Below are 20,896 nucleotides of genomic sequence, written 5' to 3'. Positions count from 1 at the left end.
CTGGCTCTTTGACACGCTGCGTGTGCAGAAAGTGAGGGCCAGCAAGGATGCTGGCGGTCCCAGGAAAAGCGCTCCGCCGGAGAAGGCGGAACGCTCATTTGCGAACGATACTGCGAGCCTCAGTGCTTGCTCGCCGCCGTGGCGCCGATGCCGGTCTGCGAGCGCACATATTGGTCGTCGAAGCCGGCCCGGTCCTCGGCGGCGCGCTGGCTGTTGTCGAGCTTGGAGAACAGCCAGATGCCGGCGAAGGCCAGCGCCATCGAGAACAGCGCCGGATTCTCATAGGGGAACGGCGCCGAGCCCTTGGGATGCTGGAGCACGGCTTCCCACACGCCGGGCGAGAAGATGACGCCGAGCAGAGCGGAGATCAGGCCGAGATAGCCGCCCATCACCGCGCCGCGCGTGGTCATGCCCCGCCACATCATCGACATCAGCAGCACCGGGAAGTTGCAGGAAGCCGCGATGGCGAAGGCTAGGCCGACCATGAAGGCGACGTTGACGTTCTCGAAGGTGATGCCGAGCCCCATGGCGATCACGCCGAGCACGACGGTGGTGATCTTGGAGACGCGGATTTCGTCCTGTTCCTTGGCCTTGCCGCCCTTGATCACCGTGGCATAGAGGTCGTGGCTGATGGCCGAGGCGCCCGCCAGCGTCAGGCCCGACACCACCGCCAGGATGGTGGCGAAGGCGACCGCGGCGATGAAGCCGAGGAAGATGTCGCCGCCGACGGCGTCGGCCAGATGGATGGCGGGCATGTTGATGCCGCCCCGGATCGCCTCCAGTCCCTTGGCCGGATCGGTCAGGAAGGCCGGGTTGGTCGACACCAAAGTGATGGCGCCGAAGCCGATGATGAAGGTGAGGATGTAGAAGTAGCCGATGAAGCCGGTGGCGTAGAACACCGACTTGCGGGCTTCCTTGGCGTCGGCCACGGTGAAGAAGCGCATCAGGATATGCGGCAGGCCGGCCGTGCCGAACATCAGTGCGAGGCCGAGCGAGATGGCCGAGAGCGGATTGGCGAGCGTGCCCGGCTGCATGATCGCCGCGCCCTTGGGGTGGACCTCCACCGCCTTGGCGAACAGGGCTTCGGGGCTGAAGTTGAAGGTGAGCAGCACCATCAGGGCCATGAAGGTGGCGCCGCCCAAGAGCAGGCAGGCCTTGATCAACTGCACCCAGGTGGTGGCGACCATGCCGCCGAAGGTGACGTAGAGCATCATCAGCACGCCGACGATGACGACGGCGTAGCTGTATTGCAGCCCGAACAGCAGCTGGATCAGCTTGCCGGCGCCGACCATCTGCGCGATCAGGTAGAAGGCCACCGTCACCAGCGTTCCGAAGGCGGCGAGCACGCGGATCGGTGCCTGCTTGAAGCGGAAGGAGGCGACGTCGGCGAAGGTGAACTTGCCGAGATTGCGCAGGGGCTCGGCGATCAGGAAGGTGACGATCGGCCAGCCGACCAGCCAGCCGATCGAATAGATCAGGCCGTCATAGCCCTTCATGTAGACCAGGCCGGAAATGCCGAGGAAGGAAGCCGCCGACATGAAGTCGCCGGCGATGGCAAGGCCGTTCTGGAAGCCGGTGATGCCACCGCCCGCCGTGTAGAATTGCGAGGCCGATTTGGTGCGGTTGGCGGCCCAGGCCGTGATCCCCAGCGTGAGAAGGACGAACAGGCCGAACATGACGATGGCGTGCCAGTTGGTCGCCTGCTGCTGGACCGGTCCGGAGACGGCGTCGGCGAGGGCCTGGGTGGCCGTGAGGGCCGGCAGGAAGGCCGCGAGGATGAGGGTGCTGCGCTTCATCCGCGTGCCTCCTTGACGATCTCCTGGGTCAGCGTGTCGAATTCGGCATTGGCCTTGCGGACATAGATGCCGGTGAGGATGAAGGCGGCGACGATGACGAGAATGCCGATCGGAATACCGATGGTGGTGACGCCGGTGCCCAGATGCTGCCCGAGCACGCCGGGCAGATAGGCAACGACCAGGATGAAGCCGAAATAGATGACCATCATGATCGCCGAAAGCGTCAGGCTCAGCGTTCTTCGCCGCCGCACCAGTTCTTGATATTTCGGATTTGCCTCAATGGATTTGTAAGAAGACATGTCGTTTCCCCCGACGCCGCTTTACCGGCAAGGCAGCCCAGATGTTTTGTAGGTCCGCCGTCTGGTTCAACCTAGAATTAAGCCAACATGTCGCGCAATGGACAATTGCGTCTATGCCCAATCCATTGAGCGCCTCGCACTATTGCTGGACGCTATTCCGACGATGAGGTTTCGACAGAGCCGAATTCCTTAGGAGAGGCGCGATCGCAAGGCCGGGCTGCCCGGCCGGCTCCTTCGTTTGCCGCTTGGTGAAAACTCCGACTGGTCAACAATATCTTAACAGCCGCTTCCTAGCTTGGCCGCGTCACGAGTGGATAAGGCGGGCATGGAGACGATCTCGGTCATTCTATTGTTGTTGCTGGCGGTCGTTCTCAGCGGCGCGCTCGCGAGGATGCTGCCGATCGTCCTGCCGCTGCCTTTGGTCCAGATTGGCTTCGGCGCGCTCATCGCGTCCTTCGCCAGTTTCAGGGTGGAGCTCGACCCGCAGGTCTTCTTCCTACTGTTCCTGCCGCCACTCCTCTTCCTGGATGGCTGGCGCATCCCCAAGGACGGCCTGTTCCGCGACAAGGGCACGATCCTCGAGCTGGCCTTCGGCCTGGTGGTGTTCACCGTGGTCGGCGTCGGCTTCTTCATTCACTGGATCATCCCATCCATGCCGTTGGCGGTCGCCTTCGCGCTCGCGGCCGTGTTGTCGCCGACCGATCCGATCGCAGTGTCCGCCATCGCGGCCAGGGTGCCCATCCCCAAGCGGCTGATGCACGTATTGGAAGGCGAGTCGCTGCTGAACGACGCCTCGGGCCTGGTCTGCATGCGGTTTGCCGTCGCGGCTGCGCTGACCGGCACCTTCTCCTTCACCAGCGCGCTCGGCACCTTCCTCTGGGTGGCGATTGGCGGCATCGCCATCGGCATCGCCGTGACCTGGGGCGCCTCCCTCGCCAATCGCTGGGTCGCCCGCCGCTTCGGCGACGAGGCGGGTTCCCAGGTGCTGGTCAGCCTGCTGATCCCCTTCGCGGCCTATCTCCTGGCCGAAGAATTGCATTGCTCCGGCATCCTGGCCGCCGTCGCCGCCGGCATGACCATGAGCTATGTCGAGCGCCTGGGCCAATCGCTGGTCGCCGCCCGCATGCGCGGCGGCGCCGTGTGGGACATGGTGCAGTTCGCGGCCAACGGCATCATCTTCGTGCTGCTCGGCGAGCAGATTCCGCAGATCGTGGCAGCGGCGGCCAAGAGCCATGGCGCGATCTGGATGATCGTCTATGTCCTCGCCATCACGCTGGCGCTGGCGATCCTGCGCTTCCTGTGGGTGTGGACCTCGCTGCGCTTCACCCTGTTCCGCGCTGCCCGCAAGGGCAAGGCGATCATGCTGCCGAGCTGGCGGCTGATCGCCGCCGCCTCGCTCGCCGGCGTGCGCGGCGCCATCACTTTGGCCGGCGTGCTGACGCTGCCTTTGGCCCTGACCGACGGCACACCCTTCCCGGCGCGCGATCTCGCCATCTTCCTGGCGGCCGGCGTGATCGTGATGTCCCTGGTGGCCGCGAGCGTCGGGCTTCCCCGCCTGCTCAAGGGCCTGGAGCTACCGCCCGAGCCCTCGCACCAGGAGGAGGAGGACGAGGCCCGCATCGCCGCGGCCGAAGCTGCCATCAAGGCGATCGAGCGGACCCAGCACGAATTGGGACTGGGGCGCAGCGATGCCGACCTCTATGCCGATGCGAGCGTGCGCATCATGGACCTCTATCGCCAGCGCATAGACGGGCGGTTGCAGACCGGTGAGGAAGCCGAGCTGACACGCCGCATCGACGAAATCGAGCGCCAGTTGCGCCTGGCGGGTCTCAGGGCCGAGCGCGACCAGATCTTCCAGTTTGCGCGCACCAGGCGGTTGTCTGACGAGGTGGCCCGCAGATTGGTGCGCGAGCTCGATCTGCTCGAAGCCCGCTTCGCGGTGGGGTGAACCCTGGGACCGCAGGCTTCCAGCCTGCATCTTGGCAACGCTATCTCCAGGGGCGAGGGAAGACGCAGGCTGGAAGCCTGCGATCCCAGGATCAGTGCGTTTCTATTTCCATCAATTGTTTAGGATTCAAACTTTTCGCCTGGAAAGGCAGATAAGTTGACTCTCATCATGTTTGTTTTGTCATCAGGACGTTTTCCCCGCCATCGTCGCGAAGCGGGCTGATGTCGTGTATCAGGGACTCCTGCTTTGAAAGGGTCCCGAGAATGAAGAGCGAAGTGCGTGCCGTGGTGATCGGCGGTGGCGTGGTGGGATGTTCCATCCTCTATCACCTGGCCAAGATCGGTTGGACGGACGTCGCCCTCATCGAGAAGAACGAACTGACCTCGGGCTCGACCTGGCATGCCGCCGGCGGCATGCACACCTTCAACGGCGATGCCAACGTCTCCAAGCTGCAGAAATACACCATCGACCTCTATCGCGAGCTTGAAGCGCTGACGGGCCAGTCCTGCGGCATCCACGCCAATGGCGGCCTGATGCTCGCCGCCAATGAGGGCGAGATGGACTATCTGCGCCTGGTCGCCAGCCGGGCCCGTTATCTCGACATGGAAACCGAGATCATCCCGGTGGCCGAGGCCAAGCGCCGCAACGTGCTGATCGAGGAGAAATATTTCACCGGCGCGCTCTGGCGCTCGGATGGCGGCCATGTCGATCCCTGGGGCACCACCCATGCCTATGCCGCCGCAGCCCGCAAGCTCGGGGCCGAGATCCACCGCTTCACCCGGGTCACCGGCCTCAGCCAGCGTCCCGACGGTTCCTGGGACGTTGCCACCGACAAAGGCTCGATCCATGCGGAGCATGTCGTCAATGCCGGCGGCCTGTGGGCCCGCGAGGTCGGCCGCATGGTCGGCATCGAGCTGCCGGTGCTGGCGATGGAGCATCATTACATCGTCACCGAGGCCATCCCGGAGTTGGAGGGCCTCGACAAGGAAATCATCAACACCACCGACTTCTCCGGCGAGATCTATGTGCGCCAGGAGGGCAAAGGTGCGCTGCTCGGCACCTATGAGCACAACTGCACGCCCTGGTCCGTCGACAAGACCCCGGACGATTTCGCCACCCAGCTGCTGCCCGACAATTTCGATCGCATCGCCCCCGAGCTCGAAGTCGGCTTCGAGCATTTCCCGGCCGTCGGGCGCGCCGGTATCAAGAAGTCGATCAACGGCCCCTTCACCTTTGCCCCCGATGGCAACCCGCTGGTCGGCCCGGTCAAGGGCCTGCCGAATTTCTGGGTTGCCTGCGCCGTGATGGCGGGCTTCAGCCAGGGCGGCGGCATCGGCCTGACCCTGTCGCGTTGGATGGCCGAGGGTGATCCGGGCGCCGACATCATGGCCATGGACGTCGCCCGTTTCGGCGTGTTCGCTACCCCCCGCTATACCAAGGCCAAGGTGATCGAGAATTATCGCCGCCGCTTCCGGCTGGCCTTTCCGAACGAGGAACTGCCGGATGCGCGCCCGCTGCGCCGCACGCCTGTCTATGGCCGGCTGAAGAAGGCCGGCGCCGTGTTCGGCGCCAATTTCGGCCTGGAGCATGCGCTCTGGTTCGCGCCTCCGGGCGTCGAAGCTGCCGAGAACCCGACCTACCGGCGCTCCAATGCCTTCCCCCATGTCAAGGCCGAGTGCCTGGCGGTGCGCGAGGCCGTCGGCATCTACGAGACCTCCAACTACGGCAAATACGAGATCACCGGTGCCGGCGCGCGCGCCTGGCTCGACAAGCTCCTGGCCTGCAAGCTGCCACGCCCGGGTCGCATGGCGATCGCGCCGATGCTCAACCCGCAGGGCCGCATCGTCGGCGACCTCTCCATCGCCTGCCTTGCCTTGGATCGCTATCTCCTGATCGGCTCGGGCTTCGCCGAGGCCTATCACATGCGCTGGTTCTGGCAGCAAAAGCCGCCCGAGAACGTGCATGTGCGCTCGGCCGCCTCGACCCTGACGGGTTTTTCCATCGCCGGGCCCAATGCCCGCACGCTGATGCAGCGCCTGGTGCGCGAAGATCTCTCGCCGGACGCCTTCAAGCTCTTCGCCGTCAAGGAGACGGCCGTCGGCATGTCTCCGGTGATCTTATCGCGCGCCGGCTTCACCGGCGAGCTCGGCTATGAAGTCTGGACCACGCCCGATTTCCAGGACACGCTCTATGACGAGATTGTCGAAGCGGGCGCGGATCTCGGGCTCAAACTGTTCGGCGGCAGGGCGCTCTCTTCCTTGCGCCTCGAAAAGGGCTACGGTTCCTTCAACAAGGATTTCCGGCCCGATTATACCCCGGCCGAAACCGGGCTCGATCTCTTCATCGATTTCAAGAAGGAAGGCTTTACGGGCCGGGATGCCGCTCTGGCGGAGCGTGAGCGCGGGCCCAAGCGGCGCCTCGCCGTCCTGGAGGTCGACACGGATACGGAAGTGATCGGCTATGAGCCAATCCTGAAGGACGGCAAGGTCGTCGGACACGTCACTTCGGGCGGCTATGGCCATTATGTCGGCAAGAGCCTGGCCATCGGCTACGTCAAGAGCGAGTATCACGAGGACGGTGCCGCTTTCGCCATCGACATTTTTGGTGAGGACCGTCCCGCCATCCTGCGGGCGGCTCCCCTGCACGATCCCAATGGCGGGAGGCTGCGCGGATGAGCCGGGAAAACACCGGGTCTGAGCACGGCCGTGCCGGCCGCCGCGAGCGGGGCGCCCGCAACACCGGACCGTTCACGACGCAATTGCCGCGGCTGACCAATCGCTTCGCACCGGTCGACATCCTCTCGCCCGAGCAGGTCGAGCGCATCCTCGACGCCGCCTACACCCTGCTCGAAACCGACGGCATGAAGATCCTCAGCCCGCGGGCGCGTCAGGCCTATGCCGCCCATGGTGCCCTGGTCGACGAGGCGACGCAGATGGTGCGCCTCGGCCGCGACATCGTCGAGGCCATGCTGGCCAAGGCGCCCAGTAGTTTCGTGCTGCATGCCCGCAATCCCGAGCGGGACCTGCATGTCGGCGGCAATGTCGTCAATTTCGGCCCGGTCAACGGCGCGCCCAACATCCGCGACCTCGAGCGGGGCCGCCGCTATGGCGATCTCGAGGCTTTTCGCGACATTCTCAAGATCACCAACGGCCTCGGCCTCCTGCATTGGCAGGGCGGCGTGGTGGTGGAGCCGGTCGATATTGCCGTCCCCGTGCGGCATCTGGAAATGTACCGCGCCCATATCGAACTCTCGGACCTCGTCTGGGCGGCGCGCGGCGTCGGCGGCGTGCAGGCCCGCGATGCGCTGGCGCTTTCGGCGATCGAGCACGGCTGCAGCATCGAGGCCCTGGCCGAACACCCGACCCTGATGACGGTGACCAACGTCAATTCGCCCCGCGTGGTCGACGAGGACATCCTCGACAGCATCATGATCATGGCCGAGCACGGCCAATGCGTGGTGATCACCCCCTTCACCTTGATGGGCGCGATGGCGCCGGTGACGCTCGCCGGTGCCCTGGTGCAGCAGACGGCCGAGGCCCTGTCGATCATCGCGCTTTGCCAGATGCTGAGGCCCGGCGCGCCTTGCGTGATGGGCGGCTTCACCTCCAATGTCGACATGAAGACCGGCTCGCCGGCCTTCGGCACGCCGGAATATGTCAATGCGGCCCTGGCCACCGCCCAGCTCGGCCGGCGCCTCGGCGTGCCGGTGCGCACCAGCGCCGTCAATGCCAGCCCGGCCCCGGATGCCCAGGCGACCTGGGAGACCAGCTTCTCGCTCTGGGCCGCGATCATGAGCCACAGCCATCTCATCAACCATGCGGCCGGCTGGCTCGAAGGCGTCCTGTCGGCCAGCCTGGAAAAGATCGTGATCGACGCCGAATTGCTGCGCGGCTGGGCCGAGATCCTCAAGCCCGTCGAGTTCGGCGACGACGAGATCGCCCTCGATGCGATCAGGGGCGTGGCGCCGGGCGGCCATTTCTTCGGCTCCCCCCACACGCTTGCCCGCTACGAGAACGCCTTCTACCGCCCCGTGCTCTCCGACTGGTCCAATTTCGAGAATTGGCGTGACGCCGGCGAGCGCACCGCGACCGACCGCGCGCTGGCGGTGTGGAAGAAGACGCGCGACGCCTATGTCCCGCCACCGCTCGATCCCGCCGTGCGCGAGGCGGTGGACGCCTATATCGCTGGGCGTAAGGAGGAGATTGGGGGGTAGCCCCCAATATGCTTCACTGCGAGGCACGGTCCGATTTGTCATAGCCGGGCTTGACCCGGCTACCCAGAAGCCATGTGCGCAACTGGGGTTGGGACTGGATTGCCGGGTCAAGCCCGGCAATGACAAAGTTCGCGTGAATTCGAATGACGTGTGATTGAACCGTGTTGGGCATAGCCCCTACAAGTCCCAGGCCCGGTAGAGCTGACTGAGCGCCTTCGCCGTATGGCATTCGACGGCGGGCAGGCCGGATTTGCGGATGATCGCCGCATATTTGGAGCCGTTTCCAGGTGTCTTGACCAGGATCCAGTGGACCATCTCCCATTTGAGACTGTCCTTGGCGCCCTCCAGATGGCCGGCGCGGCTGGAGCGGTTGACCAGCGTGCGCTTGAGATAGCGATAGAAGCGCAGCCAGTGATGGGAGGTGATCAGGATCGCGCCGGTAGCCCGGGCGAAACGCTGCGGCATCAGGCGCGAGTAGTTGCCCTCCATCACCCAGCGCTCGCCCATGATGGCGGCATCGTGCAGGGCCTTGAACTCGGCTTCCGGCCGAGGCTGCCAATCGGTATGGGGCCGATGGCTGAATTGGTCGAGATGCACGGCAGGTATGCCAAGCTTTCTGGAGAGGGCGATGGCGAGCGTCGACTTGCCGGCGTTGGAAGGGCCGAGGACCACGATGCGCTCGCCCAGACAGGCCAAGTCTTTCACGGTCGTGGGCAGCATGGTGGCACCGATCATGAAAATTGGGGGCGAGCCCAATGCGCCAGGCAGGCGGTCTTGTCAATGCCGCTGAACGAGAAGGTGGGACGCCAACGGGCCGCTCACCCCGTTGTGATCGGCCTATCATCGGGAACACGAATAAAATCCAGCACGGTGTGTTTTCCAGACGAACCTCCTGCGTGACGGATCGAGACGGAACCGAGCCATGACCACCGCAAGTATGACCACCGCAAGATTGAAGAGGCTCTCGCTGGGAGCCATCCCCCTGATCGCCTGCCTGCTTGGCGCCAGCCAGGCCGGTTCGGCCGAAGCCCGCAACTGGCGCATCAATCCGGCCAGGACATCGGTCGGCTTCGTCGTCGACGGTATCGGCTGGCCGCGTACCAAGGGGCGCTTCCACGATTTCGACGGCAAGATCTCGATCAATTTCGACAATCCGGCCGCCAGTCGCGTCAGCTTCAAGGTAGCGGCGAAATCCGTCGATGTCGGCTCGCCCTCCTTCAACGACTATCTGCGCACCGATGCCTTCTTCGACGTGGCGCAATATCCGACCATCACCTTCACCTCGACCAAGGTCGAGAAGCTCGATGGCAGCCATGCCCGGGTCACGGGCGAGCTGACCATACGCGGCATCACCCGTCCGCTCACCATCGACGTTGCCCTGGACAAGCCGGCCGACAAGGCGAATGCACAGATCGGCTTCCGGGCGACCGGCGTGATCAAGCGGCTCGCCTTCAACATGAGCGCTGGTTTTCCGGCGATCAGCAACGATGTCGACCTGATCGTCACCACCGAAGCCCAGGCTCAATGAAAAGACTTGGTTGGATGAGAAGATTTGGCCCAGTGACGGGGGCGTGGTGATGGAGGGGGCGGCTTCCCACGGCCATCGCTGGAGCGCGACCGGGCAATTCCTGCACTGGTCCTGCGCTGCCCTCATCCTGTTCATGCTGGGGCTCGGCCTCGCCATGGTGGAATGGGTTGAGGATCAGGGCCAGCGCTTCGATCTCTATCAACTGCACAAGAGCCTGGGCGCCCTCGTCTTCCTGCTGATGGCGCTACGCGCTGCCTGGCGCCTCCTGGCCCGGGCACCGGTGTTGCCGGAGAGCATGCCGCGTCACGAGCGCGTGTTGAGCAAGGCGGTGCATGTCGCGCTCTATGGCCTGATCTTCGCCATGCTGGTCACCGGTTATGTGATGATCTCGGCCTCGCCGCTGCCGCTGCCGATCCAGTTACCCGGGGGAGGGCATGTTCCCAACCTGGTTGCGCCCGATTTCGAGCTTTCCGAACAGATGAAGGCGCTGCATCACCGTCTCGCCTTCGTGCTGATCGGCCTGGTCCTCCTGCATGTGGCTGCCGCCTTCAAGCACTGGCTGTGGGATCGCGACGGCGTGCTGCAGAGCATGCTGCCGGGGCGGGGCTGAGGCTTCATTGCTTTTGCCAAGCAGGACCGACTCCGCGTAAGACAGGCTATTGGCCTTGCCTTGCTCGGAGTTTGGCATGAACGGTGCGCAGGACCTCGGCGGCATGATGGGCTTCGGGCCGATCGCGCCGGAAAAGGACGAACCTTTCTTCCATGCCGCCTGGGAGAAGCGGGCGATGGCGGTGACGCTCGCCATGGGCGCCACCGGCTCCTGGCCGCTCGATGCCGGGCGTTATGCGCGCGAGAGCCTGCCGCCGGCGGATTATCTCTCCTCCTCCTATTACGAGATCTGGATCAAGGCCCTGATCAAGCTGATGCTGGCCAAGGCGATGGTCAGCGAGGCCGAGCTTGCCGGGGGGCAGGCGATCGAGCCGGCCAAACCAGTGAAGCGCGTGATCAAGGCCTCCGAGGTGCCGGCTGCGCTGGCCGCGGGCACGCGCTGCGACCGTCCGGTCAGCCAACCCGCGCGTTTTGCCGCCGGCGAGGGTGTCAGGGCGCGCAACGAGCACAAGATCACTCATACGAGGCTGCCGCGCTATGCGCGCGGGCATCTCGGCACCGTCGTGGAGGCGCATGGCATGTTCGTGCTGCCCGACACCAACGCCCATGGCGAAGGCGAGAACCCCGAATGGCTCTATACGGTCCGCTTCACCGGCACCGAGCTCTGGGGACCGCAGGCCGATCCGACGCTGACCGTGATGCTCGATCTGTGGGAGAGCTATCTTGACCCCGCTTGACGCCATTCCCTCCATTCCGCGCGATCGCGGCGAACCCGTGTTCCGAGAGCCCTGGGAGGCCCGTGCCTTCGCGCTGGCCGTCTCCCTCCATGAAAAAGGCGTGTTCACCTGGCCGGAATGGGCCGAGGCGCTGGGCCGCGAGATCGCGGCCGATGCCCCCGACGATGGCTCGCATTATTACGAGCACTGGCTGTCGGCGCTAGAGAAACTGGTGGCAAGCAAGGGCCTGGTATGAATGAAACAACGCGTCGCAGGGTTCTGCAGCTCGGTCTTCTTGCCCTGGCTGGGGGATCCGCCGACGCCGCGCTGGCGCAGGCATCCGGCGCAGGGCCGGACTGGCGCATGGCCCTGGTGGACGCGGCGCGCAGCCAGATCGGCGTCACCACCCTCTATGACCCTGCCTACAGGCGTATCGCCTATCCCGGCGGGGATGTGGCGCCCGAGCGGGGCGTGTGCACCGACGTGGTGGTGCGTGCGTATCGCAAGGCCTTCGCCCTCGATCTCCAGCGTCTCGTGCACGAGGACATGAAGGCCGGCTTTGCCGCCTATCCCAGGAATTGGGGCATGCGGGCGCCCGATCCCAATATCGACCACCGCCGCGTGCCCAATCTGATCGCCTTCTTCAAGCGCAAGGGCGCGGTGCTGGCGGTGACCGCCGATCCGGCGGATTACCTGCCGGGCGATCTGGTCACCCAAACGCTGCCCGGCAATCTGCCGCATATCCTGATCGTCTCGTCGCAGGTCTCGGCCGATGTGCCGGGGCGCCGGCTGGCGATCCACAATATCGGCCAAGGTGCGCGGGAAGAGGATACGCTGTTCGCCTTCCCGCAAACCGGGCATTTTCGCTTCGCACCGGTGTAAAATTCCTTCTCCCCTTGCGGGAGAAGGTGCCCCGCAGGGGCGGATGAGGGGTGGACGTGCCCCATCCTACCAAGGCAGCCCGGCCCGAGCCAGAATGGTGTCCTGAATCACCCCAGGAGACTGCAGGATTTCGGCATTCCAGAACCGGACGATGGTGTAACCCTGCGCTGCCAACCAGGCATCGCGCTCCTGGTCATGCGTGCTCTCCGCATGCTGGGAACCATCTGCTTCGACGATGAGCCGATATCGGAAGCAGGCGAAGTCGACGACATAGCGTCCGATCGGCACCTGGCGGCGGAACTTCAGATGAGCGAGCCCTCGTCCGCGTAACAGACGCCAAAGGGCAGCTTCGGCGTCTGTCGGATCGCCGCGCATTTTGCGGGCGAAGTCGCGTTGCTCAGGCTTCATGGTTTTCCGTCCAGAGGCCTGAGCAGTTTATTATTGGGATGGATTTCGTCCACCCCTCATCCGCCCTTCGGGCACCTTCTCCCGCAAGGGGAGAAGGGAACTTGCTCACCGCACCAGGATGTTGCGGAACTGCCAGGGATCGGCGGTGTCGAGGTCCTCGGCGAAGAAGCCCGGGCGGCCGTCGAGCGGGGTCCAGTCGGTGTAGTAACCCTTGACCGGGCCGAGATAGGGCTTCTGCACTTCGAGGCAACGGCGGAAGTCCATTTCGTCGGCTTCGACGATGCCGGCTTCCGGATTCTCCAGCGCCCAGACCATGCCGGCCAGCACGGCCGAGGTGACCTGCATGCCGGTGGCGTTCTGGTAGGGCGCGAGCTTGCGGGTCTCCTCGACCGTGAGCTGGGAGCCGTACCAATAGGCATTCTTGCCATGGCCATAGAGCAGCACGCCGAGCTCGTCCGCGCCGTCCTCGATTTCCTTCTCGTCGAGGATGACGAACTTGTCCTGCGCCTTGCCGGCGGCACCGAACATCTCGTGCAGCGAGAGCACGGCGTCGTTGGCCGGGTGATAGGCGTAGTGGCAGGTCGGGCGGTAGACCGCCTCGCCATTCTCGCGCACCGTCAGGTAGTCGGCGATCGAGATCGCCTCGTTATGGGTGACGAGGAAGCCATATTGCGGGCCAGGCGTCGGGCACCAGCTCATCACGCGGGTGTTGGCGCCAGGCTGCAGCAGATAGATCGCCGCGCCGCAGCCTTCCTTGTGGGTGCGCCCGGTCTCGGGCATCCAGGTCTCGTGCGTGCCCCAGCCTAGCTCCGCCGGCTGCAGGCCTTCGGAGATGAAGCCTTCCACCGACCAGGTGTTGACGAACACGCCGCGCGGCTTGGGATGCTTGGCGCGCTGGGTGTCGCGCTCGGCGATGTGGATGCCCTTGACGCCGACCTTGCGGGCGAGCGCGGCCCATTCCTCGCGGGTCTTGGGATCGGCCGAACCGTGGCCGGTTGCCTCGGCGACGTCGAGCAGGGCCTGCTTGACGAACCAGGAGACCATGCCGGGATTGGCGCCGCAGCAGGAAACGGCGGTGGGACCGCCGGGCGTGCGGCGCTTGGCGGCCAGCATGCTTTCGCGCAGGGCGTAGTTGGTGCGCGCTTCCGGACCGGCGTTCTTGTCGAAATAGAAGCCGAGCCAGGGCTCGACCACCGTATCGATGTAGAGTGCGCCGAGGCTACGGGCGAATTCCATCAGGTCGACGGAACCGGTATCGACCGAGAGGTTGACGCAGAAGCCCTGGCCGCCGCCGGCGGTGAGCAGAGGCTGCAGCAGGCTCTTGTAGTTGTCCTTGGTAACGGCCTCCTGCACGAAACGAATGCCGTGCTCTTCGATGATCTTACGGTCGGCATCGAGCGGATGCGGGTCGATGATGACCATGCGCTCCTTGTCATATTCGAAATGACGCTCGATCAGCGGCAGCACGCCACGACCGATCGAACCGAAACCAATGATCACGACGGGGCCGGAAATCTTACCGTAGACAGGCCATTGAGCCATTCAATCCTCCAAAATGTGCAAGCCCCAGCGTTTAGGCGCTGGGACCCGCGGGTGCAAGTTTTGTCGCGAATATGTGAAGACGCGATGACGCAGGGAGCGTCGCGGGGGAGGGGATACTCCCCGAAAATTATGCCGCGAAGCGGAAGGCGGTGTCGTTGGCGGCCTGGGCGACGAGCGCCGCGAAGTCGGGCGCGGTTTCAAGTTCGCCGGTGGCGTTCACCAGGCCGGCCGCTCCCACCAGCCCGTCGGGCACCAGTTCCAGGCCGAGGAAGCGGTTGCGCTCCACTGGGCCAGGCAGCCAGAGGCGCTCGGTGAGATCGGTCGAAAAGCCGAAGCGGCTGTAATAGGGCGCATCGCCCACCAGAAGGATAGCCTTGTGGCCATATTCCTGGGCATAGCCGATGCCGTGCCACATCAGGCGCGCGCCGAGACCTTCGCTGCGATAGCTGATATCGACAGCGAGCGGACCCAGCAACAGGGCCGGACGGCCGGGGCCGGCGGAAATGTTCCACAGGCGCAGCGTGCCGATCAGTCGGTTGTCATCGACGGCGGTGAAGGCCAGGCCCTTGGCCGGCAGGCGGCCTTCGCGCAGGCGCTCGCTGGTCTTGGCGAAACGGGCCGGGCCGAAGCAGGCGTCGAGCAGGGCCTCGCGAGCTTCGAGATGGGACGGGGATTCTTGGACAATACGGATCATGGCCGTGGCTCCTTCGAAAGGATAGAGCGACAGCCCTCGCACCGATGAAACGGCCGTACGGGACGATGAATGGAGCGCGGACATCACAGCGACATGCCTGCATGTCGCGATGTCCGCTCTTGGAAACGGGAGGCTTGAGAGAAGAGCGGACAGGATGTCCGCGCTCCGATCAAATCACCACGGAGGCCAGCGGCGGGAAGCCGTTGAAACCGATGGTGGAATAGGTGGTGGTGTAGGCCCCGCAGGCCTCGATCAGCACCTTGTCGCCGATCGACAGGCTCACGGGAAGATCATAGGGGGTCTTCTCATAGAGCACGTCGACGCTGTCGCAGGTCGGCCCGGCCAGGACGCAGGGCGCCTTGGCGTCGCCGTCCCGCTCGGTGCGGATCGGGTAGCGGATGGCCTCGTCCATGGTCTCGGCGAGGCCATGGAACTTGCCGATGTCGAGATAGACCCAACGGATCTCGTCCGTTTCGGCCTTCTTGGACACCAGCACCACCTCGGCCTCGATCATGCCGGCATCACCGACCATGCCGCGGCCCGGCTCGATGATGGTCTCGGGCAGCTGGTTGCCGAAATGGGTGCGCAGCGAATTGAAGATCGCTTCGCCATAGGCCGGCACGCCCGGCATGGCGCGCAGATACTTGGCCGGGAAGCCGCCGCCCATATTCACCATCGACAGCGTGATGCCACGCTCGGCCATCTCGCGGAAGATGCCGGCAGCAGTCGCCAGGGCGCTGTCCCAGGCCTGCACATTGCCCTGCTGCGAGCCGACATGGAACGACACGCCATAGGCGGTGAGGCCGAGGACCTGGGCCTGCTCGAGCACGTCGGGCGCCATGGAAGGCGCGCAGCCGAACTTCTTCGACAGCGGCCATTCGGCGCCGGCGCCGTCGCACAGGATGCGGCAGAACACGCGCGAACCGGGAGCGACGCGGGCGATCTTCTCGACCTCGGCCACGCAGTCGACGGCGAACAGGCGCACGCCGAGCTCGAAGGCGCGGGCGATGTCACGCTCCTTCTTGATGGTGTTGCCGAAGGAGATGCGATCGGCATCGGCGCCGGTGGCGAGCACCTGCTCGATCTCGACGACGGAAGCGCAGTCGAAGCTGGAGCCGAGGCCGGCCAGCAGGTTGAGGATCTCGGGGGCCGGGTTGGCCTTCACGGCATAGAAGACGCGGGTGTCGGGGAGCGCATGCGCGAACGCCGAATAATTCCGCTCCACCACGTCGAGATCGACGACGAGCCGGGGGCCGTCGGCGGGGGTACGTCGGAGATAGTCGAGGATGCGGTCGGTCATGGCGGGTCTCCCCAAAATCCAAAGGGTGTCACAGATCGGTGCGACCTCACCGCCGCCGCGGGGTGGAGCCGCGGACGTTCGATGCTGACGCGCCGCCCACCGCCGGAAAGGCCGGATGCCTCGCCGCGACGGGATGCAAATCGCCACGCAACGGATCAAGCCGCTGCATGGTTCGAAACTGCCTTGGATTGGATCGGGATACCCGGTCCGCACGCCTGGCAAAGAGAAACAAGCCTCTTCAGTCGCTGGATATGGAAACCAGCCGAGACCAAAAAAGCCCGCTTCGTCGTTGCTTCAAGCTGCGTCCCCCGCGGAGTACGGGGTTCACCGGTCGCCTCCGGCTGCCGATCGTTGTTCGGGATTCGATGACTTCGGCACTCTGTGCCTGATCACCTCAAGGGACCACTGCCGCGATCCCTAGTCCATCCCTGGCGACCGTCCAGCCTCTTGTCTGGATGTCCACCGACCGACACGCGGCCACAGGCACGTGCGAAATTGGGCAAGCCGGGAAATAGGAAGAATGGGCGTCATATGCAAGAAAAATTTTCGCCCGGGGCGAAATTTTTCTGCGTTGCAAAAAGTTAAAATTCACGTGGCCGGCAAAGGAGTTATGCCGACGGCCCGCTCGCGCGCCCCTTGAGGGCGCAGGAGCGGGTTCATGGGCCGGTTTCAGGCGCGAAGACCGCCATTTGCGGACTGATAACGGAGCTGCCCGTTGCCGCTGCCCTCGGCTGCCGCCGCGGTGGTGGTGAAGGCGGCTTCCGCCAGCTTGTGCGCATGCCTGCTGACGTCACCGGGCCAGTCGGCGATCATGGCGGCGAATTTTTCGTCGTCGCCGGCGAACAGGGCGCGAATCGCTTCCTCGTAATGCGGCTCGTTGCCGGCCATGGCGCTCATGAAGCGATAAGCAGCCTCGCGGGCCTCGCGCAGCCGGTCCGTCCCCTCGGAGGCATGGCGGGCGTCGTCCACCAGGCGGCGCAGCGCCACGGAGGCGCCACCCGGCTGGGAGGCCAGCCAATCCCAATGGCGCGGCAGCAGGGTGATTTCGCGGGCGACGACGCCGAGCTTGGGGCGTCCCGGCCCACGCGGCGGCGGCTCGATCAGGGCATAACGGGCGCGGATGTCCTCCGGCGTGCCGCGCAGGTCGAGATCGACAGGCCGGCCGGTGGCATCTTCGAATACCTGAACAGGCGAAGCCTCGCCCGCATCCTGGGCCTGGCGGATGGCCAGGGCAACGGTAATGGCATCGCCCTCGGCCAGGCACCTGCGCCCGGCAAAGGCGATGAGGGCAAGATGGGTCATGATCCCTGATCCTGTTGGACATGCAGGATAGGCCCGGGTGGAATGGATGTCAATATTATCCGGGTGAATATAGGGGCTCAACCGCCAGAAACGGGACCGCAGAGAAAAAACGCTCCAGGCGGTGGAATAAACGCCGCCCCCGGTTGTCCACCCAGATGAACTCGCTCCAACCACCGGGACCGCAAACATGACCGTTCAGCGCTGCGCCGCCCTCGTCGGGCTGGCCTGGATCCTGGCAGCCGGCGTCTTGCCGGCTGCCGCCCATGATGCCGCGCATCACGGGCACGAGGCCAAGCCGGACTCCGCCGAGGCGCCGTTCCTCCAGGAAAACGATGCCGCCATGTCGAGGATGATGAACGACATGGCGGTCAAGCCGACCGGCAATGTCGATCGTGATTTCACCGAGATGATGATCCCCCACCACCAGGGGGCGATCGACATGGCGCAGACCTATCTGCGCTATGGCCGCAACGAGCAGCTCAGGCGCATCGCCCAGGAAATCATCGTCGAGCAGCAGCAGGAAATCGCCGCCATGCGCCTGGCACTCGGGGACCCGCCGCCGGCTCCGGCTGCCGCTCCCACGCAGGTCGGCCCCGCCGTTGACCTCCCCCTCAATCCACCCGCCGACGGCGGTTCCCCGCCTCCCGCCATGTCGATGACGGGAGCGGGCAAATGAAGGACTCATTCATGCATCGCACTCTCTTCGCTCTCGGACTTCTCGCAGGCACCATGCTGGCACCGGCTGTCGCCTCCGCTGGACAGATACCCGGCCCTGCATCGGCGGCGGATATCCCGATCAGCCACAAGGACCGCCTCTATGCGGCCGAGCAGTTCTCGAACACCGTCTCGGTCAGCGATCCCGTCGACAACAGGCTGCTGGGCGTCATCCGGCTCGGCGATCCTCAGCCGGGCAATCTCAGCCCGCTCTACAAGGGCCAGGTGCTGGTCCACGGCATGGGGTTCTCGCCCGACCACAAGACGCTGGCCGTGGTCTCCATCGGCTCCAATTCGGTGACCTTCATCGATACGGCGACCAATGCCGTCAAGCACACCACCTATGTCGGGCGTTCCCCGCATGAAGCCTTCTTCACGCCCGATGGCCGCGAGGTCTGGGTAACGGTGCGCGGCGAGGACTATGTCTCCGTCATCGATACCGGCAGCTTCGAGGAAAAGCTCCGGATCAAGGTCCCGGGCGGGCCGGGCATGCAGATCTTTTCGCCGGACGGCAAATACGGCTATGTCTGCTCGTCGTTCAACCCGCAGACCGTCGTCGTTTCCCTCGCCGACCATAAGATCGTCGGGAGCGTGAAGCAGGCGAGCCCCTTCTGCCCGAACATCGCCGCTTCGGCCGATGGCAAGCAGGTATGGTTCACCCTCAAGGACATCGGCAAGACGCAGGTCTTCAAGGCCGAACCTCCCTTCGATCTCGTCAAGACGCTCGATACCGGCCCGATTACCAATCACGTCAATCTCGTGGTCAACAAGAAGGGCAGCTTCGCCTATGTGACCGTTGGCGGATTGAACGAGGTGAAGGTGTTCCGCACCGACGATTTCGCGCAGGTGGCGACCATTCCGGTCGGCAATTTGCCGCACGGCATCTGGCCCTCGGGCGATGGCAGCCGGGTCTATGTCGGGCTCGAGAATGCCGACCAGTTTGCCGTCATCGACACCTTGACCAACAGGGTGATCGCCACCATTCCGATCGGGCAGGCGCCCCAGGCCGTGGCCTATGTTCCCAATGCGGTGCCTGACGGCGATGGCCTGCAGAACCTGATGCCGCTCGGTACTGCCGGCGAAGCTGCCCATCTGAGGCTCGCGCCCAGGGGAGCCGGTAGCAAGACCGCTGCGACCAGCGTATCCTTGTTCGACCAGGGCCTGACCCAGATTCTCCAGGCGGCGGTCAGCGGCCTCGAACCGAAGAAGCCCTATGTCCTTGCGCTGTCGAGCCAGCCGGATGGGGGCGGGGCGCTGCAGCCGCTCTCGACCTTCACCACGAACCCGGCTGGTTCCGCCATCGTCAACGCCGTCGGACCGATACGCCAGATCGTCGAAGCCAGGCATGAGGATGAAAGGCGTTTTCTGGTGGTTGCAACCTCCACCGAAGGAAAACCCGGTGACGTGGTCCAGGTGCAGGTTCAATGAGTAGCGGGCGCGCTCGTCTCGGCCATTCCGGCGAGTGCGCCATCGGCCGGAAGCTGTGTCAAAGCCATGAGTGACCCCAAGCCATGAGTGACCCAGATCGTGAGTGACCTGCAGAGGCTTGTCGAGCCGATGATTCCCGCCTTGCGACGGTATGCCCGTGCCTTGCTGAGGGACACCGCCGCTGCCGACGACCTGGTTCAGGATTGCCTGGAGCGGGTGATCGCGCATTGGCAGCAGCGGCGCGGCAAGGATCCGCGCACCTGGGTCTTTGCCATCCTGCACAATCTCGCCGTCAACCGGCTCCGTCAGAAGGCGCGGCGCGGCGATCACCTGCCGTTCGAGGATGTCGAGGAAGGCGTTCTCGCCCGCCGGCCGGCTCAGGAAGACGCCCTGGTGCAGGCCGATCTCGTCTCGGCGCTGGCGCAGCTTCCGGATGATCAGCGCAGCCTGCTCCTCCTGGTCGGCGTCGAGGATCTTTCCTATGCCCAGGTTTCCGAGATATTGGCGATCCCGATCGGAACCGTGATGTCGAGGCTGTCGCGCGCCCGTGAACGCCTGCGGCAAATGCTTGAAGACTCTGACCAATCTGCCCCCAGGCGCGGCGGCCATCTGCGGAGCGTGAAATGACCGACAAGCCGATTTCCGAGGATGATCTCCATGCCTATGTCGACGGCGCTCTCGATGAGGCCCGCCGGGGGGAGATCGCCTCCTATCTCGAGGCGCATCCCGAGATCGCCAGCCGTTTTGGATCCTATGCCGATCATCGTTCCGGTTTGCGGTCTGCTTTCGCTGCAGTCGCAGATGAGCCCATTCCAACCAGGCTCAACCTGGCCCATATGATCGGCACGCCGCGGCGGCCACGCGTCTCCGGATGGCGAGCCGCGGCAGCCGCCATCCTGCTTCTTGCTGCCGGCGGTTCCGGGGGATGGCTTCTACGCGAGATGACGTCCGCGCCCTCGGAAGGGGTAGGTGCCTTGGCCCGTGAAGCATCGGCGAATTTCAGCGCCTATGCCTCCGATACCGTCAGGCCCGTCGAAATCCGTGCCGACAAGGCGATGGAACTCATCGATTGGGCGAGTGCACGGATGGGGCGCAGGCCAGTCTTGCCGGACCTGTCGAAGGCAGGCTACCGGCTGATGGGAGGGCGGGTGGTATCCACGCCCCATGGCCCGGCGCTCATGCTGATGTATGACGACGACCGCGGTGGCCGCCTCGTGATGCTGACCAGGCCGATGGCCGTCGACCAGGACAAGGCGATGGCTGCCCATTCCGAAGGCAAGGTCGACGGCTGGACCTGGGCAAGCCGCGGCATGGGTTACAGCCTGGTGGGATCGATGCCGGCCGACGCGCTGCATCCGCTGGCCGACGATATCCGCAGGCAGGTTTCGGGAAGCATATAGGTGACGCGCCCAACCCCATCCGGGGGCGCGGCAGGTCAGCATGGCCGGAGGGCCAGGCAGCAGGTGTCATTTCCTGCATGGCAGCCCTGTGTGCGGTGCGGCAGAGATTTCTTGCAA

Annotated in this window: 19 protein-coding genes and 1 pseudogene; 12 read left to right on the top strand and 8 right to left on the bottom strand. The window is 64.8% G+C overall.

All coding sequences use genetic code 11. The features are described 5' to 3' along the window. Window positions 1-119: 119 nt before the first annotated feature. Together BA190_RS23950 and BA190_RS23945 are read right to left on the bottom strand one after the other, a co-directional pair. Entirely contained in the window at window positions 120-1,796 is a 1,677-nt protein-coding gene (locus BA190_RS23950; RefSeq protein ID WP_068293407.1) for a cation acetate symporter, read from the bottom strand. Next, window positions 1,793-2,095, bottom strand: coding sequence for a DUF485 domain-containing protein (locus BA190_RS23945; RefSeq protein ID WP_068293404.1), 303 nt, complete (start codon window positions 2,093-2,095; stop codon window positions 1,793-1,795). Before BA190_RS23945 ends, BA190_RS23950 begins: the two co-directional genes overlap by 4 nt. A gap of 325 nt (window positions 2,096-2,420) precedes the next feature. Here BA190_RS23945 and BA190_RS23940 point away from each other — a divergent pair, with 325 nt between their 5' ends. From BA190_RS23940 to BA190_RS23930, 3 genes are all read left to right on the top strand, one after another. Then, window positions 2,421-4,043: a Na+/H+ antiporter gene (locus BA190_RS23940; protein ID WP_068293401.1), complete on the top strand. Its 1,623-nt coding sequence runs from the start codon at window positions 2,421-2,423 to the stop codon at window positions 4,041-4,043. 263 nt (window positions 4,044-4,306) lie between these two features. Next, entirely contained in the window at window positions 4,307-6,718 is a 2,412-nt protein-coding gene (locus BA190_RS23935) for an FAD-dependent oxidoreductase (RefSeq protein ID WP_068293399.1), read from the top strand. Beyond that, window positions 6,715-8,256, top strand: coding sequence for a trimethylamine methyltransferase family protein (locus tag BA190_RS23930; RefSeq protein ID WP_068293397.1), 1,542 nt, complete (start codon window positions 6,715-6,717; stop codon window positions 8,254-8,256). The genes BA190_RS23935 and BA190_RS23930 overlap by 4 nt, the downstream gene beginning before the upstream one ends. A gap of 177 nt (window positions 8,257-8,433) precedes the next feature. Here the strand turns inward: BA190_RS23930 and BA190_RS23925 are convergent, their stop codons facing one another. Then, a complete protein-coding gene (locus BA190_RS23925) occupies window positions 8,434-8,976 on the bottom strand; it encodes an AAA family ATPase (protein ID WP_068293709.1) in 543 nt (180 codons plus the stop codon). A gap of 202 nt (window positions 8,977-9,178) precedes the next feature. Between BA190_RS23925 and BA190_RS23920 the strand changes: the two genes are divergently transcribed. The 5 genes and pseudogenes from BA190_RS23920 (at window position 9,179) to BA190_RS23900 (ending at window position 11,991) form a co-directional block, all read left to right on the top strand. Then, window positions 9,179-9,784 carry a YceI family protein gene (locus BA190_RS23920; RefSeq protein ID WP_068293396.1) on the top strand — a complete coding sequence of 202 codons (606 nt, stop codon included), beginning with the start codon at window positions 9,179-9,181 and terminating at the stop codon, window positions 9,782-9,784. 10 nt (window positions 9,785-9,794) lie between these two features. After that, complete coding sequence (locus BA190_RS23915) at window positions 9,795-10,394, top strand: cytochrome b (RefSeq protein ID WP_082980001.1); 600 nt, start codon at window positions 9,795-9,797, stop codon at window positions 10,392-10,394. A gap of 76 nt (window positions 10,395-10,470) precedes the next feature. Then, window positions 10,471-11,130, top strand: a complete 660-nt coding sequence (gene nthB, locus BA190_RS23910; RefSeq protein WP_068293393.1) for a nitrile hydratase subunit beta — start codon at window positions 10,471-10,473, stop codon at window positions 11,128-11,130. Continuing rightward, window positions 11,099-11,359: pseudogene (locus BA190_RS23905) on the top strand (nitrile hydratase accessory protein); the annotation flags it as partial. The gene nthB and the pseudogene BA190_RS23905, both read left to right, overlap by 32 nt. A gap of 2 nt (window positions 11,360-11,361) precedes the next feature. Beyond that, complete coding sequence (locus BA190_RS23900) at window positions 11,362-11,991, top strand: DUF1287 domain-containing protein (protein WP_068293387.1); 630 nt, start codon at window positions 11,362-11,364, stop codon at window positions 11,989-11,991. Window positions 11,992-12,057: 66 nt separating this feature from the next. On the opposite strand, the gene BA190_RS23895 is transcribed toward BA190_RS23900, so the two are convergent. From BA190_RS23895 to BA190_RS23875, 5 genes are all read right to left on the bottom strand, one after another. After that, complete coding sequence (locus BA190_RS23895) at window positions 12,058-12,399, bottom strand: endonuclease domain-containing protein (protein ID WP_068293381.1); 342 nt, start codon at window positions 12,397-12,399, stop codon at window positions 12,058-12,060. A 105-nt stretch (window positions 12,400-12,504) separates the two neighbouring features. Continuing rightward, window positions 12,505-13,941 (bottom strand): homospermidine synthase, encoded by a 1,437-nt coding sequence (locus BA190_RS23890; protein ID WP_068293379.1) that lies wholly within the window; start codon window positions 13,939-13,941, stop codon window positions 12,505-12,507. A gap of 127 nt (window positions 13,942-14,068) precedes the next feature. After that, window positions 14,069-14,635 carry a GNAT family N-acetyltransferase gene (locus BA190_RS23885; RefSeq protein ID WP_068293375.1) on the bottom strand — a complete coding sequence of 189 codons (567 nt, stop codon included), beginning with the start codon at window positions 14,633-14,635 and terminating at the stop codon, window positions 14,069-14,071. Window positions 14,636-14,804: 169 nt separating this feature from the next. Further along, a complete protein-coding gene (locus tag BA190_RS23880; RefSeq protein WP_068293372.1) occupies window positions 14,805-15,935 on the bottom strand; it encodes a type III PLP-dependent enzyme in 1,131 nt (376 codons plus the stop codon). A 669-nt stretch (window positions 15,936-16,604) separates the two neighbouring features. Next, window positions 16,605-17,237 (bottom strand): DUF2239 family protein, encoded by a 633-nt coding sequence (locus BA190_RS23875; protein WP_068293369.1) that lies wholly within the window; start codon window positions 17,235-17,237, stop codon window positions 16,605-16,607. 187 nt (window positions 17,238-17,424) lie between these two features. Here BA190_RS23875 and BA190_RS23870 point away from each other — a divergent pair, with 187 nt between their 5' ends. The 4 genes from BA190_RS23870 (at window position 17,425) to BA190_RS23855 (ending at window position 20,779) form a co-directional block, all read left to right on the top strand. Next, window positions 17,425-17,913 (top strand): DUF305 domain-containing protein, encoded by a 489-nt coding sequence (locus tag BA190_RS23870; RefSeq protein ID WP_068293367.1) that lies wholly within the window; start codon window positions 17,425-17,427, stop codon window positions 17,911-17,913. Between the two features lie 11 nt (window positions 17,914-17,924). Further along, a complete protein-coding gene (locus BA190_RS23865; RefSeq protein WP_068293703.1) occupies window positions 17,925-19,379 on the top strand; it encodes a YncE family protein in 1,455 nt (484 codons plus the stop codon). Window positions 19,380-19,478: 99 nt separating this feature from the next. Further along, window positions 19,479-20,006, top strand: coding sequence for an RNA polymerase sigma factor (locus tag BA190_RS23860; protein ID WP_068293700.1), 528 nt, complete (start codon window positions 19,479-19,481; stop codon window positions 20,004-20,006). Beyond that, window positions 20,003-20,779: an anti-sigma factor gene (locus BA190_RS23855; RefSeq protein WP_068293364.1), complete on the top strand. Its 777-nt coding sequence runs from the start codon at window positions 20,003-20,005 to the stop codon at window positions 20,777-20,779. Before BA190_RS23860 ends, BA190_RS23855 begins: the two co-directional genes overlap by 4 nt. Window positions 20,780-20,896: the final 117 nt, after the last annotated feature.

Source organism: Labrys sp. WJW (assembly GCF_001676615.1).
In the GTDB taxonomy this organism is placed as follows: domain Bacteria; phylum Pseudomonadota; class Alphaproteobacteria; order Rhizobiales; family Labraceae; genus Labrys; species Labrys sedimenti.
The sequence above is the reverse complement of the archived record's forward strand: the minus strand, read 5'-3'. Positions and strand labels throughout refer to the sequence as shown.

Coding starts and splice junctions, on each gene's coding strand:
- BA190_RS23950 (WP_068293407.1), bottom strand. CDS start 1,796: ATGAAGCGCAGCACCCTCATCCTCGCGGCCTTCCTGCCGGCCCTCACG.
- BA190_RS23945 (WP_068293404.1), bottom strand. CDS start 2,095: ATGTCTTCTTACAAATCCATTGAGGCAAATCCGAAATATCAAGAACTG.
- BA190_RS23940 (WP_068293401.1), top strand. CDS start 2,421: ATGGAGACGATCTCGGTCATTCTATTGTTGTTGCTGGCGGTCGTTCTC.
- BA190_RS23935 (WP_068293399.1), top strand. CDS start 4,307: ATGAAGAGCGAAGTGCGTGCCGTGGTGATCGGCGGTGGCGTGGTGGGA.
- BA190_RS23930 (WP_068293397.1), top strand. CDS start 6,715: ATGAGCCGGGAAAACACCGGGTCTGAGCACGGCCGTGCCGGCCGCCGC.
- BA190_RS23925 (WP_068293709.1), bottom strand. CDS start 8,976: ATGCTGCCCACGACCGTGAAAGACTTGGCCTGTCTGGGCGAGCGCATC.
- BA190_RS23920 (WP_068293396.1), top strand. CDS start 9,179: ATGACCACCGCAAGTATGACCACCGCAAGATTGAAGAGGCTCTCGCTG.
- nthB (WP_068293393.1), top strand. CDS start 10,471: ATGAACGGTGCGCAGGACCTCGGCGGCATGATGGGCTTCGGGCCGATC.
- BA190_RS23900 (WP_068293387.1), top strand. CDS start 11,362: ATGAATGAAACAACGCGTCGCAGGGTTCTGCAGCTCGGTCTTCTTGCC.
- BA190_RS23895 (WP_068293381.1), bottom strand. CDS start 12,399: ATGAAGCCTGAGCAACGCGACTTCGCCCGCAAAATGCGCGGCGATCCG.
- BA190_RS23890 (WP_068293379.1), bottom strand. CDS start 13,941: ATGGCTCAATGGCCTGTCTACGGTAAGATTTCCGGCCCCGTCGTGATC.
- BA190_RS23885 (WP_068293375.1), bottom strand. CDS start 14,635: ATGATCCGTATTGTCCAAGAATCCCCGTCCCATCTCGAAGCTCGCGAG.
- BA190_RS23880 (WP_068293372.1), bottom strand. CDS start 15,935: ATGACCGACCGCATCCTCGACTATCTCCGACGTACCCCCGCCGACGGC.
- BA190_RS23875 (WP_068293369.1), bottom strand. CDS start 17,237: ATGACCCATCTTGCCCTCATCGCCTTTGCCGGGCGCAGGTGCCTGGCC.
- BA190_RS23870 (WP_068293367.1), top strand. CDS start 17,425: ATGACCGTTCAGCGCTGCGCCGCCCTCGTCGGGCTGGCCTGGATCCTG.
- BA190_RS23865 (WP_068293703.1), top strand. CDS start 17,925: ATGCATCGCACTCTCTTCGCTCTCGGACTTCTCGCAGGCACCATGCTG.
- BA190_RS23855 (WP_068293364.1), top strand. CDS start 20,003: ATGACCGACAAGCCGATTTCCGAGGATGATCTCCATGCCTATGTCGAC.